The 13,098-nt window shown below is 74.6% G+C and carries 14 protein-coding genes; 9 read left to right on the plus strand and 5 right to left on the minus strand.

The annotated features are described in order from the left end of the window. Nucleotides 1-253 precede the first annotated feature (253 nt). Nucleotides 254-1,042 (minus strand): DUF6643 family protein, encoded by a 789-nt coding sequence (locus tag IH61_RS50295; protein WP_051837455.1) that lies wholly within the window; start codon nt 1,040-1,042, stop codon nt 254-256. Nucleotides 1,043-1,428: 386 nt separating this feature from the next. After that, a complete protein-coding gene (mscL, locus tag IH61_RS0119365; RefSeq protein WP_031071441.1) occupies nt 1,429-1,878 on the minus strand; it encodes a large conductance mechanosensitive channel protein MscL in 450 nt (149 codons plus the stop codon). 465 nt (nt 1,879-2,343) lie between these two features. Here mscL and IH61_RS43025 point away from each other — a divergent pair, with 465 nt between their 5' ends. Both IH61_RS43025 and IH61_RS0119375 read left to right on the plus strand, forming a co-directional pair. Further along, a complete protein-coding gene (locus IH61_RS43025) occupies nt 2,344-3,519 on the plus strand; it encodes a glycosyltransferase family 4 protein (protein ID WP_051837456.1) in 1,176 nt (391 codons plus the stop codon). 110 nt (nt 3,520-3,629) lie between these two features. Beyond that, nucleotides 3,630-4,301: a thiol:disulfide interchange protein DsbA/DsbL gene (locus tag IH61_RS0119375; RefSeq protein WP_031071444.1), complete on the plus strand. Its 672-nt coding sequence runs from the start codon at nt 3,630-3,632 to the stop codon at nt 4,299-4,301. Nucleotides 4,302-4,308: 7 nt separating this feature from the next. Here the strand turns inward: IH61_RS0119375 and IH61_RS0119380 are convergent, their stop codons facing one another. Further along, on the minus strand, nt 4,309-5,493 hold the full coding sequence (locus tag IH61_RS0119380) for a glycosyltransferase (protein ID WP_037973075.1): 1,185 nt from the start codon (nt 5,491-5,493) through the stop codon (nt 4,309-4,311). Between the two features lie 39 nt (nt 5,494-5,532). Here IH61_RS0119380 and IH61_RS0119385 point away from each other — a divergent pair, with 39 nt between their 5' ends. Further along, nucleotides 5,533-6,306: a glutamate racemase gene (locus IH61_RS0119385; RefSeq protein ID WP_031071446.1), complete on the plus strand. Its 774-nt coding sequence runs from the start codon at nt 5,533-5,535 to the stop codon at nt 6,304-6,306. A 140-nt stretch (nt 6,307-6,446) separates the two neighbouring features. Here the strand turns inward: IH61_RS0119385 and IH61_RS0119390 are convergent, their stop codons facing one another. Then, on the minus strand, nt 6,447-7,538 hold the full coding sequence (locus IH61_RS0119390) for a polysaccharide deacetylase family protein (RefSeq protein WP_234327245.1): 1,092 nt from the start codon (nt 7,536-7,538) through the stop codon (nt 6,447-6,449). A gap of 340 nt (nt 7,539-7,878) precedes the next feature. Here IH61_RS0119390 and IH61_RS0119395 point away from each other — a divergent pair, with 340 nt between their 5' ends. Both IH61_RS0119395 and IH61_RS0119400 read left to right on the plus strand, forming a co-directional pair. Further along, nucleotides 7,879-8,151 carry a hypothetical protein gene (locus IH61_RS0119395; protein ID WP_031071448.1) on the plus strand — a complete coding sequence of 91 codons (273 nt, stop codon included), beginning with the start codon at nt 7,879-7,881 and terminating at the stop codon, nt 8,149-8,151. Between the two features lie 212 nt (nt 8,152-8,363). Continuing rightward, a complete protein-coding gene (locus IH61_RS0119400; protein WP_031071449.1) occupies nt 8,364-8,852 on the plus strand; it encodes an NUDIX hydrolase in 489 nt (162 codons plus the stop codon). A gap of 46 nt (nt 8,853-8,898) precedes the next feature. On the opposite strand, the gene IH61_RS0119405 is transcribed toward IH61_RS0119400, so the two are convergent. Then, on the minus strand, nt 8,899-9,423 hold the full coding sequence (locus IH61_RS0119405; protein WP_078911241.1) for a PTS-dependent dihydroxyacetone kinase phosphotransferase subunit DhaM: 525 nt from the start codon (nt 9,421-9,423) through the stop codon (nt 8,899-8,901). A 323-nt stretch (nt 9,424-9,746) separates the two neighbouring features. On the opposite strand from IH61_RS0119405, the gene IH61_RS0119410 reads away from it, so the two are divergent. The 4 genes from IH61_RS0119410 (at nt 9,747) to IH61_RS0119425 (ending at nt 13,084) form a co-directional block, all read left to right on the plus strand. Next, complete coding sequence (locus IH61_RS0119410) at nt 9,747-9,959, plus strand: DUF397 domain-containing protein (RefSeq protein WP_031071451.1); 213 nt, start codon at nt 9,747-9,749, stop codon at nt 9,957-9,959. A gap of 754 nt (nt 9,960-10,713) precedes the next feature. Then, nucleotides 10,714-11,208, plus strand: coding sequence for a hypothetical protein (locus IH61_RS0119415; protein ID WP_031071453.1), 495 nt, complete (start codon nt 10,714-10,716; stop codon nt 11,206-11,208). Nucleotides 11,209-11,298: 90 nt separating this feature from the next. Next, on the plus strand, nt 11,299-11,382 hold the full coding sequence (locus IH61_RS50300; protein WP_350526312.1) for a putative leader peptide: 84 nt from the start codon (nt 11,299-11,301) through the stop codon (nt 11,380-11,382). Nucleotides 11,383-11,608: 226 nt separating this feature from the next. Next, complete coding sequence (locus IH61_RS0119425; protein ID WP_078911243.1) at nt 11,609-13,084, plus strand: acyl-CoA dehydrogenase family protein; 1,476 nt, start codon at nt 11,609-11,611, stop codon at nt 13,082-13,084. The last annotated feature ends 14 nt before the right edge of the window (nt 13,085-13,098 follow it).

The raw sequence follows: 13,098 nt of genomic DNA on the forward strand, positions 1-13,098 counted from the left end.
GGGGCGGTTGCCGCCTGAACGCACGCCTGAACACACGCCTGAACACACGCCTGAACGCAGACGTGAACACACGCCTGAACGCACGCTTGAACACGCCCCCGAACGCGCACGGACCGCCCGGTCGCCGTGAGGCGCACCGGGCGGTCCGTGGATGACCCGTTTCTCCGTTCGCCCGGCGTACAGGGGGGATCGCCGGGTGGTGCTCAGGTGGTGCGGGTGAGGACCGCTCGCGGGCGGTCCGGGTGGCCGGGGCTCAGTACCCCTGGGCCTGCGGCTGGTAGCCGTTGCTCTGGAACTGTCCGTGCTCGCCGTAGGGGTTGGGCCTCTGCGGCTGCATGGGGCGCACGGGAGCCATGGCCGGGCGCAGCTGCCCGCCGCCGAAGCTCTGGTCGCCGGTCGGACCCGTGAAACCGGGGCCGGCCGGGTTCTGGCCGCCGAACGCCTGCGGGGCGCCGAAGCCCTGGGGCTGGCCGCCGCCCTGCCCGTGGCCGAAACCGCTCGGGCCGCCGGCCGGCTGCGCGCCGAAGGTCTGCTGGCCGGCCTGGCCGCCGACGAAGGTGTTCTGGCCGCCGAAGCTCTGCCCGCCGCTGGGCTGAGCGCCGAACGGCTGGGGGGCGCCGTTGGCCTGGGGGAAGGCGGGGGCGGGCTGCGGCCGCTGGTACTGCTGCTGGCCGCCGTACCCGGGGACGGGCGGCTGCGGCGCGGTGGCGTAGGCGGACTGCGCGGGGATGTACGCGGTCGCGGGGCCGGAGGAGGAGGGTGCGCTGCTCGGGCCGGGGCCCAGGGCGAGGCGGGCGGGAGGCAGCGCGGGGAGGTTGCTGCCAGGGGTGTCGTACCCGGTGCCGTAGCGGTTGTCGTAGGAGCTGGGGGCGAACCCGTTCCCGTAACCGGACGACAGTGCGGGCGGCAGGGCGGCCGGCACGTTGATGGGTGCGATCTGGGGGACGCCGCGCTCAGCCACGAGGCTGTCGTAGATCGGCGTGCCGGAGGAGAAGGACGGAGGGGGGTAGCCGACTCCGTCGTAGGAGCGGGGCGAGGTCATGGGGCATACGGTAAGCCCACAATGCGCCTGCTGAGGAGAGCGGGAGGGGGAGCAGTTCGAGTGTTTACACAGTCTTCGCTCGCACAAAGGTTTCGAAAGTGGGAAGAACGGACAAACCGGCGATTGGTTCCGGACAACTCCGGTGCTCCGTCAGTGATCGAACAGCGTCCGAACCCCACCGGTGGTAGCCCTTGCGGTGACCGGCCGGTAGCCGTTCGGGGGCCCGCCGGAGAAACTTTTGCGGACGGGGCGTGCGCCGGCGCCTTCGAGCCCCCGCCGACCTCGCGACGGGGGCTCGTGAATGTTTCGGGGATAAGGCCCCCGTCAGCGCGCGCCGGGGTCTCGCCTCCGCTCGCCGGGGGTCTCCGAGGCCCCCTTCGGCGGCGTCAGCCGGCCTGCAGCGCCTGGGTCTGCGCGGGCAGGCCCGGCCGGGCGGTGAGCTCCGTGGTGCAGAAGGAGCAGCGGCTGGCCGCGGCCGGAATCGAACTGAGGCACTCCGGGCACTCGGTCTTGGCGGCCGGGGCCGGCTTGTCCCGGTCCAGGCGCGCCTGCAGCCTGGTGACCGGCACGACCACGGCGAAGTAGATCACCGCGGCGACCAGCACGAAGCTGATCAGCGCGTTGACGAAGACTCCGTACGGGAAGGGGGTGCCCGCCACGTCGAAGGTCTTCTGCGAGAAGTCGCCGACGGCCCCGGAGGCGACGCCGATGAGCGGGGTGAGGAAGGCAGTGACGAACCCGGTGACGACGGCGGTGAAGGCCGCGCCGATCACAATGCCGACCGCGAGGTCCACCACGTTTCCGCGCAGCAGGAAGCTGCGGAATCCCTTGAACACCAGGTGACTCCAATATCCGTACGGGGGAGGGGGAGGCGGGGCGGCCTGACGTGCGCCCCGGCCGGACATCCTGCCGAGGCGGCGGGGCCGAGGTCCAACCGCGTTCACCCGATCCGCGTAACCCCTTCCACGCCGGCGCGCCCCGGGCCGCTCCCCGCCCGGGCCCTTTGCGTACGGGCGTATCAGCACCCGCCCGCCCCGGTAACTCGTCGGTGTGAGCCGGTACTTGACGCGGCGCACTCAGACGCCGCCGGAGGCGCCCGGGCGCGGCGAGGGGCGAAAGGGGGCGCGCGGAGGTCGCAACCGGCGCACGACGGCGGCCGGTCGGCGCACGTCTGGTGTACGAACGCTGGCGACCGGGCCACCACCAGGTTGCGCGAAGGGGATGTAACGCGCGTTGACCTGTGCCAAGGTCTCTCCATGCCCGACCATACGGCGGCCGATCCGGCCGGAACCCGCCCTCGCGTGCTGCATCTGATCAGTGACCAACGCCGCGCCGGCGCCCAGAACTTCGCCCGTGACCTCCACCGGGAACTGCGCCGCCGCGGACAGGCTTCCGCGCTGTGCGCCCTCGCACCGCAACCCGCCGGCCGGCCCGCCGTCGAGACCCACCGCGGCCGCCGCACCGACCTCTCCGCGGACCGCGCCTGCGACCCCTCACCCGAGGCATCACCCGACCGGGAGGAGGAGCCCGCCGCCACCCTGCGCGCCGCCGTGCTCGGCGCGGGCCGCCTGCGCCCCGGCACCCTGCGCGCCCTGCGCTCCGCCGCCCGGTCCGCCGACGTCGTCCTCGCCCACGGCTCCGACACCCTCGCCGCCTGCGCCCTCGCCCTGGCCGGAACCCGCACCCCCTTCGTCTACGTCAGCGTCGGCCACCCCCGCTACTGGACGGCCACCCGCCTGCGCCGCGCCCGCGGCGGCACCCTGATGCACCGCGCCGCCGCCGTCACCACCCTCACCGACGAGGCCCGCACCGTCCTCGAGGAGCAGTTCCACCTGCCCGACGGCAAGGTGCACGTCATCCCCAACTCCCGCGCCGCCGAGAGCTATCCGCCCGCCGACAGCCGCGACGACCGCCGCGCCGCCCGCCACGCGCTGGGCCTGCCCGCCGACGTCCTCCTGGTCGCCTGGATCGGCGCCATCGCCCCAGAGAAGCGGCTCGACCTCGCCCTCGACGTGCTCGACCGCCTGCCCGACGTACGCCTCGCCGTCGCCGGGGACGGCCCGCTGCGCGACGTCCTCGCCCGCCACCCCGCCGCCGCCCGCGCCCACTTCCTCGGCGCCCTGCCCGACCCGGCCCCGCTCTACCGCGCCGCGGACGCGCTGCTGCTCACCAGCGACAGCGAGGGCGTGCCCGGCGCGCTGATCGAGGCCGCGCTCGCCGGCGTACCCGCCGTGGCCACCGACGTCGGCTGGGTCCGCGAGGTCGTCCGGGACGGCGCCACCGGAGCGCTCGTCGCCCCCGGGGACCCGCTCGCCCTCGCCGAGGCACTCGGCAAGGTGCTCGCCTGCAACCGCGCGGGCCTCGGCGCGGCCGCCCGGGCGCACGCGCTGGAGCACTTCGAGCTCGGCGCCGTGGTGGACGACTGGCAGCGGCTCGTCACCGAGGTGTGGGTGGACAGCACGACCCCGCGAAGCTGAGCCCCGAACCCCGGCCCCGCCGCCGGGGCTTGGGCCGATCGGGCGAAACCGGGCCCGGCCGCACCGCACCGACTCGCCGGTAACGGGTCGTCACCAGCACACTGCCCGGTGTGAACTCGAAGCTGCTGCGCTCCGCCGCCCTGCTCGCCCTCGCCGCCGGGATCGCCGCGTCCCCCGTCCAGGCCGGCGCGGCGACCCACCAAGCCCCCGCCGAGGGAACCCAGTACGTCAAACTCGACCAGCCCCAGCCGGTGCACGAGAGCACCCGCACCGAGGCCCTCGAGTTCTTCTGGTACGACTGCAGCCACTCCCAGCAGCTCGAACAGCCCCTCCAGGGCTGGGCGGAGAAGCACCGCGCCGACGTCGCGCTGCGCCGCGTCCCCGCCATCTGGCAGGGCAGCCCGGACGAGAACACCCAGCGCGCCCACGCCCGGCTCTTCTACACCCTCGACCGCCTCGGCCTGGTCGAACGGCTGCAGTCCTCCGCCTTCCGCTCCATCCACACCGACCGCGCCGACCTCACCACCGAGACCGCCGCCACCGACTGGGCCGTACGCCACGGCGTCGACGCCCAGAGCTTCCGAGCCGCCTACCGCTCGGCCGACGTACAGCGCCAGATCGACCAGGCCGCCGCCGAGTTCGTGCGCTACGGGATCAACGAGCTGCCCACCGTGGTCATCCAGGGCGAGTACCGCACCTCGCCGACCAAGGCCGGCGGCGTCGACGCGATGCCCGAGGTGCTCGACTACCTCGTCCAGCAGGAGCAACTGCGCACCCACTGACGCCCGTTCAGCCGTCCTGCGAACGCGAGGGCGCCGGATACGTGCGCCCCTTCCACGCCGCGCCCCGGCCGCGCCAGTGCTGCACCGCCGAGTCCACCGTCATCAGCAGGTACAACCCGGCGGTGAACGGCAGCAGCAGCGCGGCCGGCGCCGGCCGCCCGTAGTACCGCACCATCGGCACGAACGTCCCCGCCATCAGCGCCCACGCCGCCCCGCCCGCCGCCGCCACCGCCCAGGACCCCGCCGCCGCACCGGCCACCACCGCCACCGGCGGCACCAGGTACACCAGTGCCAGCCCCGCCACCGTCCCCAGCAACAGCGGCGGCGAGTGCCGCAGTTGGGCGTACGCGCTGCGCGACACCATCCGCCACAACTGCTCCAGCCGCGGGTACGGGCGGACGCTGTCCACCTGCTCCGCCAGGCCCAGCCACGTCCGCCCGCCCGAGGACTTCACCGCCCGGGCCAGCGACACGTCGTCGATCACCGCCCCCCTGATCGCCGCCACCCCGCCCGCCCGCTCCAGCGCCTCCCGCCGCACCAGCGAACAGCCGCCCGCCGCGGCCGCCGTCCGCGCGCCGGGCCGGTTGCTGCGCCGGAACGGGTACAGCTGCGCGAAGAAGTACACGAAGGCCGGCACGATCAGCCGCTCCCAGGCCGTCTCCACCCGCAGCCGCGCCATCTGCGAGACCAGGTCCAGGCCGTTCGACTCGGCCGCGGCCACCAGGTCGGCCAGCGAGTCCGGGCCGTGGGCGATGTCCGCGTCCGTCAGCAGCAGGTACTCCGCCTCCGGCCCGGCCAGCTCCACCCCGTGGCGCAGCGCCCACAGCTTGCCCGTCCAGCCCGGCGGCAGCGGGGGAGGAGTGGTGACCGTCACGTCCAGCCCGCCGACCGTGCGCAGCTCGGCCGCCAGCGCGCCCGTCCCGTCCGAACTGTGGTCGTCCACCAGGATCACCCGCGCCCGCCCCGGATACCGCTGCGCGAGCAGCGAGGGCAGGCTCGAGGGCAGCACCGCCGCCTCGTCCCGCGCCGGCACCACGATCGCCGCCGCAGGCCAGCGCGCGGGCGGGCGGCGCGGCGGCAGCCGGACGTCGGTGCGCCAGAACAGACCGTGGCAGCACGCCAGCCAGAGCCAGATCAGCAGGGACGATGCGGCGATCCACAGCAGGACGGTCACCCTGGCAGTCTGCCGCACAACCGGCCCCGAAGGGCGGATCGACTAGAGTCTTGACCCGTGAAGATCGCACTGATGGACTCCGGAATCGGCCTCCTGGCCGCCGCCGCCGCCCTTCGGAAGCTGCGCCCGGACGCCGATCTGGTGCTGTCCTCCGACCCGGCCTCGATGCCCTGGGGACCGCGCACCGCCGAGGAGATCACCGAGCTCGCCCTCGGCTGCGCCCGGGCCGCCGCCGCCGAGCGGCCGGACGCCCTGATCGTCGCCTGCAACACGGCCTCCGTCCACGCGCTGGACGCGCTGCGCGCCGAGCTGGAGCCCCGGATCCCCGTGATCGGCACCGTCCCGGCGATCAAGCCCGCATCCGCGCGCGGCGGCCGGGTCGCCATCTGGGCGACCCCGGCCACCACCGGCAGCGCCTACCAGCGGGGCCTGATCCGGGAGTTCGGCGGCGCGGCCGAGGTCACCGAGGTCGCCTGCCCGGGCCTGGCCGACGCGATCGAGCACGGGGACGAGGAGGCGATCACCGCCGCCGTCGCCGACGCCGCCTCCCGCACGCCCGCCGGCACGGACGAGCTGGTGCTCGGCTGCACCCACTACGAGCTGGTGGACGACCGCATCCGCGAGGCCCTCGCCTCCGTCGTCTCCCCGGCCGTCACCTACCACGGCTCCGCCGAGGCCGTCGCAGCCCAGGCGCTGCGCCGCGCGGCCGCCCCCGGCGGGCCCGGCACCGGCACCCTCACCGTCCTGCACGCCGGCGCCCCCACCGCCCTCCCGGCCGCCGCCGCCCTCTACCCGCAGGGCCGTACCCTCACGGCGGCCCTCACCGGCTGAGGCGAAGGGCGCCGCGAAGGGCGCCGCGAAGCACGGATGCGCGGGAAGCCGGCCCGGTCGGCTTCCCGCGCATCGTGCGTTCTCGGACGTGCGTTCTCAGGGGCGCGATGTGAGAAGCGCGTTCTCAGCGACGCGCGCCCTCAGGCCACGGCCTGGCCGCGCCAGCGGCGGTAGGCGGGCTCGAGGCCCGACAGGATGGTGTCGAAGCGGCGGGTGGTGGTCGCCGAGTCGACCTGGAGGCGGCTGATCTGCAGGGGGTTGGACGGCAGTCGCGGGCCGAGGCGGTGGTCGGAGAGGAACCCGAGGCGGTACCCGAGCTCCTGCAAAACGGTTTCAGCACGTGGATCATGACCCCCGTCGGGGTACGCGAACGCCGTGGGCGGCTCACCCAGCCAGCGGGTGAGCGCCTCGTGCGCGCCCGTGATCTCCGCGCGCACCGTCGCGTCATCGCACCGGCCCAGGCACGGGTGCCCCTGGGTGTGGTTGCCGATGGCGACGCCGCCGGCCCGCAGGGCCAGCAGGTCCTCCGGGGTGAGCTGCTCCTGGCCCGGCGGCCGCCGGTCGGCGCTCACCCGCAGCTCGTGCAGGCTGCGCCGCCGGTCCGGGTCGGGCATGGCCTTGAGCCGGGGGAGCAGCTGGGAGGGGTGGCCGCAGTCCAGCGAGCGGGCCCGGCCCCCGTGGCGGGCGAGGAAGTCGGCCTCGTGCCACCAGAACGGGCGCTCGGTGCCGATGAGTTCGGAGATGACGAAGGCGGTGGCCGGGATCCCCCGGGCGTCGAGTTCGGGCAGGGCGTGGGTGAGGACGCTCCGGTCGGCGTCGTCGAAGGTGACCAGCACGCTGCGCGGGGGCAGCGGGCGGCGTTCGGTGACCGCCTGGAGCACGGCGCCGAGCGAGACCGGGGTGGCCAGTCTGCGCAGGCGGTCGAGCTGGGCGCCGAACGTCCGGTGGTCGGTCACCCCGTGGTAGGCGAGCACGGCGAGGCGCTGGGCGGCCCGGGCCCGGAAGAGCGGCTGGACGGGGGCGAACCGCAGCCATTCGCCCCGTGCGTCCTGCTGGTCCGCCGACTCGGACGGGAGCCCGGTCGTCGCGTTCGAGGCGGCGCCCGCGTGGTGACCGCCCCCGTGGCGGTCGGCCTCGCAGGCGCCCGGCGCCGGGGGCGGCAGCGCGCGGAGCTGGGACGGGGGCCCGGTCGGGGCACGGGAGATCGACGTCGTGGACTGGGACTGCGGCACGGTTCCCCCTCGGTCGCCGAGCGGCGTGGCGGTACCGCCGGGGGGCGGAGCCCGTCCCCCGGCCCCAGGGCGCGGCGGTTCCGCCCCCTGGGAATTCCGGTTCGCGGTGGGGGTGTACAGGGGGGTGCACAACCGTCCCGCGAGCGGCTCCCGGATCACTCGATGCCCATGAGACCGCTGCACCGCATGGATGGTTGTACCGGGGGGATGGGGATTTTCCGTGGACTGATTGTGGAGCTGGAAAGCGACCGGCCGTGCCGTTCGGGGTGGTCGCGCAGGGTGGCCGGTTCCCTACGTTCCGCGGGCTGCCTTCGCCGCCCGCCCGGGGTACCTTGGGCTCATGGCAGATGCGGACCGTGATCCCCTCCACCTGCACGGCGCGACCCGGCTGGCGCGCGCCTGCAGCGGTGGAGCGCTGGTCACGCACCAGATTCCCCTGGCCCTGGCCGGGCTGGCCTGCCTGGCGCTGGGCATCGTCGTGGCCGTGATCGTTCCGGACAGTGACGGTCCGGCCTGGGCGATGGCGGTGGCCGGATGCCTGGCCGCCGGCGTCCTGCTGCTCGGACGGATCGCCTTCGGCGTGCTGCGCGACCGCCGCCGCGCGGCGCTCTGACGGGCTCGGAGGCACCCGGATGGGGTGCGATCCGGCTTGATCGAAGTCGGTACGGCAACGATCGAATTCAGTCACCGCGACCGAATTCCCCACCATCTCGCAATACTCTTCGCTCTTTTTTCACCAATTCCCGGCATCGGCTTCATCTTCCCGCTCCCGTGAATGCGCGTGAGCCCCCTGGCGCATCCCTGACACGCCCTAAGCTGCCGCCCATGGCCATCCCTGACTTCCTCGCCGAACTCCGTGCCGTCGTCGGCCACCGCCCCCTCTGGCTGAGCGCAGTCGTCGCCGTCGTCCGGGACGACGACGGCCGGGTGCTGCTCGCCCGCCGCTCCGACGACGGGCGCTGGGCGTCGGTCGGCGGCATCCTCGACCCCGGCGAGCAGCCGGCCGACGGCGTGGTGCGCGAGTGCCTGGAGGAGACGGGCGTGGAGGTCGTGCCCGAGCTGCTCGCCTCGGCGAGCGTCACGCCCGAGGTGACGTACCCGAACGGCGACGTGACGCAGTACCTGGTGCTGACCTTCCGCTGCCGGGCCGTCGGCGGCGAGGCCCGGGTGAACGACGACGAGTCCCTGGAGGTCGGCTGGTTCCCGCTGGACGGGCTGCCGCCGATGATCGAGGCCGAGCACCAGCGGCTGCGCGACGCCCTGGAGTCCACCGGCCCGGCCTTCTTCACCCTGGACGGCGCCCGGCGGCCCTGAGCGCGCCCCGGCCGACCCCCGCCCGGCGTGAGCCGAAAGACACGGCCTAACCCTTCCGCTGCCGGTACGCCTCCTCGGCCGCGTCCAGGACGGCCGTGAGGTCCCCGCCGGCCGTGGCCGTCGCCGTGGCGGCCACGGCGCCCTCGACGAAGGGGGCGTTGGCGAAGCGCACCGGGAACGGCAGCCCGTGCTCGTCCGCCTGGGCCAGCAGCGCCCGCACGGTGGTGACGGCGCCGCCCAGGTCGGCGAGCACGACCACCCCGTGGCCCTGGTCGACCCGGCGGGTGGCGGCGGCCACCAGCACCGCGCTGATGCCCGGCCCGTCCGACGGGTCCCCGCCCGTAGCGGCGATCGGGGCGGGGGAGTCGGAACCGGCCAGAGCGAGCGCCAGGGCCCGTACGGCGGTGGCCAGTTCCCGGCTGTGCGAGACCAGGACGATCCCGACCCGCCCGTGCGCCCCCGCCCGGGCCGGGGTGGGCCGGGGCAGCGGGGCGGGCGTCCGGGGCGCCGGGGGGTGGGCCGAGGGGGCGTCGGAGATGGGGATGACGTCGGCGGCTTCCCGGCGGCTCATCGGCTGCTCCCTTGGGCGCTTGCGGTCGATCGGTGGTGATCAGTGGTGATCGGCGGTGGTCGCCGGCGATCCGCCGCCGATCCCTCGGGCGGGCCCGCCGCGCGCCCTGGCGCCACTGTGGCAGTTGCCGGAGCCGACCGCCGGTCGGGACACGCCCCGGCGCCTCCAGGGGCCCCGCCACCCTCCCGGGGGGAGACCTCGCGAACCCGCTGACCGGGTCGCGGGCCTGTGGCTAGGCTGGTCCCGGAATGCCGTCGGGAGGAGATCGATCAGTGACAGTCAACAGCGGGACGGACGTACAGGCCGAGGGCACGCAGCCGGAGCTGGCCCCCAGTGGGAAGCCGAAGGTGGACTTCACCGGCGCGGAGTGGCTCTGCAGCAGCCAGGGCGTCGGGGACGTCCAGATCGCGTTCGTGGACGGCTACATCGGGATGCGGGACGGCCGTCAGGAGGACGGCCCGGTCCTGGTCTTCACGCCGGCCGAGTGGCGGGCGTTCGTGCTCGGCGCCAGGGACGGCGAGTTCGACCTCACCTGACCCCGCGTCCGGGCGCCTCGGCCGGACAGCCTCGAAGCGGAGCGGTCCCGTACGGTACGGGACCGCTCCGCGAGGGAATCCGGGTACGAACATCACAACTGATGATCTATTGAGCGTGCCCCGTCAGAATTTCTGTTGACTGTTAGACAAACGCAGCTCAGAGTATGAGCACAGGCAGACGCCGTGCCCACCGCCCCCACGCGGCCAGACACGGCGCCTGCTGTGCGGCCCGGCATCCCTGCCAGGCCATCCTCCCAGTCATCCCCTGCGCACCGGGGTGCGTCGGCCGGTCCCGGCCCACAAGGGGCCGGCAGTCGCCGGGAGGCCGGCGCCGACGCCGAGAGCGACTCGACGGACGGCACCCAAACGCTCGGGACCCGCACGCCCCCACGCGGCGGCGTCCCGAGCAGATCCACGGAGCGACAGGCCGGGGCCCCGCGAATCTGGTCTTTGTGGTGAATGAAACTGTTGGCTTGTGTGTGGTGCTGTGTGCGGACGACGAAGCTGGGTGCTCGGCGGTTCGGCACGACAGGTGCACAGTGAGGGATACGCGGGTAGGGCCGCGTTGCGACATGCCGTCCCCCCGGAGGGTGAAACCCGGAACGGCTGTCGTGCAGAACCGAACGTAGCCCGGACGGTTGCTCAGAGTCAACATTGGTCTCTGAGCGTCGATCTCCCGTCCGCTCCCGCACGGGTCCGGAAGATGCCCCACCCACCCCGCGAGCCTGGTGTGCCGGACACGTACGATGGTCCCATGTCTTTTCTCCGCCGTCGCTCCGGACAGCCCGCCGGCCCGGACTTCGACGTGCTCGCGATGGACCCGGGCGACTGGCCCGGTGACTTCGGTGCGGCCATGATGACCGGCCCGGACGGCTCCTGCCAGGGGATTTTCCTGCGCTACGACCTGTTCGGCGGCAGAGGCCCGGCGATGTTCATCGGCAACCTCCCCGAGGGCTCGCCCGCCCGGGACACCGGCGACAACGTGCCCTTCGAGGTGCGGCAGCTGCTCGCGGCGCTGGAGAACGACGAGTCGGTCGACTTCGTCTCGGCCGAGGACTTCCCGGTCATGCTCGGGGACGACCTGCTGATCGTGAAGAAGGTCAAGGTCAGCGAGGAGCGCGTGTTCTGCGCCCAGTTCGGCCGCAGCGACGGCGTCCAGGTGACGATCGCCTCCTGGGACCGACCGATTTCGGACGACCTTTATCAGCTGCTGAAACCGCTCCCGGCGGACATGTTCCAGCAGGGCTGACGCCCGGTCGGGACGGCCGGTCGCAGCGACTCCGCCCGGGGGCCGGACGCTGCTTGACGGTATCGATCAACGGTTCGTACAGTCGCGAACATGCCGTGCCGTCTCCCGCTGCTGACCCGTCGTAGGCACCTCGACCTGCGACGCACCGCCAGCGCGGCGTGTCCGGGTCGCTGAGGGGATTCGTCCCCGTGGCGGCGGGCGCGGTCGGACCGGAAGACGGTCCACGCGCCGGGACCGGGGCGGGCCGTGCACCGGCCGGCCTCCGGGGCCGCCTGTCGCTCCGCACGCCCGTCCGACGTGTCCGTCCCGCGTGCCGCTCGGCACCCTTCGTACGACGCCCCCGCCCGACGGGCGGGCCGTACGGGCCGAGCCCGCGCCGCCGCCCGGAGGCACCAGCATCATGACGACCATCGCCGCAGCCGACCGTCCGCGCAGTGATCGCTCCACCGGCGAACGCTCCACCGAGGATCGTCCGACGGACGAGCGTTCCTCCGGAGAACCGGCGGGGGACGCGCGCCCGGCCCGCAACCGCTCCCGCGCCGCGCAGCCGCGAACCGGACAGACCCAGGCCGCGCAGACTCAGGCCGCGCAGACTCAGGCCGCGCAGACCCGAACCGCGCAGGCCCGCGACGATCGCCCCCGGGACGACCGTTCGGCGGGCGAGGGCCCCGCCGACCCCGGCCCGGCGCCCGAAAGGGAGGCCCTCGAGGCGGCGCTGGCCGGGCTGCCCCGGGTGGTCGACCTCCTCGCCGCCCGCGCCGAGGAGCACGACCGCGACGGCACCTTCCCCTACCAGGGCATCGAGGCCGTCCACGAGGCCGGGCTGCTCACCCTGACCGTCTCCCCGCGCTACGGCGGACCGGGCGGCACGCTCGCCGACACCGTCCGGGTGCTCGCCCGGCTCGGGCGCGGCGACGCCTCCGTCGCCGTGGTCACCGCCTTCACCCTGCTCCGGCACGCCGGACAGGCCCGCCGCCCCGGCTGGCCCGCGGCCGGCTACCGGCGGCTGCTCACCGAGTCCCGGCGCGGCCCCGCCCTCGTCAACACCCTGGACGCCGAACCCGGCGGGCGGGAGCCCGGAGCCCCGCCCGCGACGGTGGCCCGACCGGACGGCGAGGGCGGCTGGCTGCTCACCGGCCGCAAGACGTACTGCACCGGCGCCGAGGCGCTCGCCTGGATGGCCGTGACCGCCCGGACCGACGAACCCGAGCCCAGGACCGGGACGTTCCTCGTGCGCGGCGAGAGCGAGGGCCTGGAGATCGACCCCACCTGGGACCAGCTGGGCCTGCGCGCCAGCGCCAGCCACGACGTGGTGCTGGACGGCGTCCGCGTCCCCGCCGACCTGGCGCTCGGGCTGACCGTGACCGCTGCTACGGGGGGCGCCGCCTCCGGCCCCGCGGACGAGGAGGCCGAGGCCCGACTCGCCCGCGCCTGGCACGACCTGGCCCTCGCCGCTGTCGCGATCGGCGTCGCCCGCGCCGCCGAAGACTGGCTGATTCGTTTCCTCAACCAGCGAACCCCGGCCAATCTGACCGAACCGCTCGGCACCCTGCCCCGTTACCGCTGCGCCCTCGGCGAGATCGAGGCCCACCTGATCGGCGCCGAGGAACTGGTGGAGGGACTGGCCCCCCGGGTGGACCGGGGCGATCCGGAGGCCGTCGCCCGGACGGGCCCCGCGCACCTGCTGGCGATCCGGGCCGCCACCACCGCCGTCCAGCAGGCTGTCGCCCTCACCGGCAGCCCCGGCCTGAGCCGGCGTCACCCCCTGGAGCGGTACCTGCGGGACGTGCTGAGCAGCCGGGTGCACCTGGCCCCCGAGGAGGCCGTCCTGGACGCCGCCGGCCGGGTCGCCCTCGAGCGGGGCGCCCGGCCGTAGCGGAGCATCGCGGT

Origin of the sequence: Streptomyces sp. NRRL WC-3742 (assembly GCF_000720635.1) — a bacterium.
Lineage (GTDB): Bacteria > Actinomycetota > Actinomycetes > Streptomycetales > Streptomycetaceae > Kitasatospora.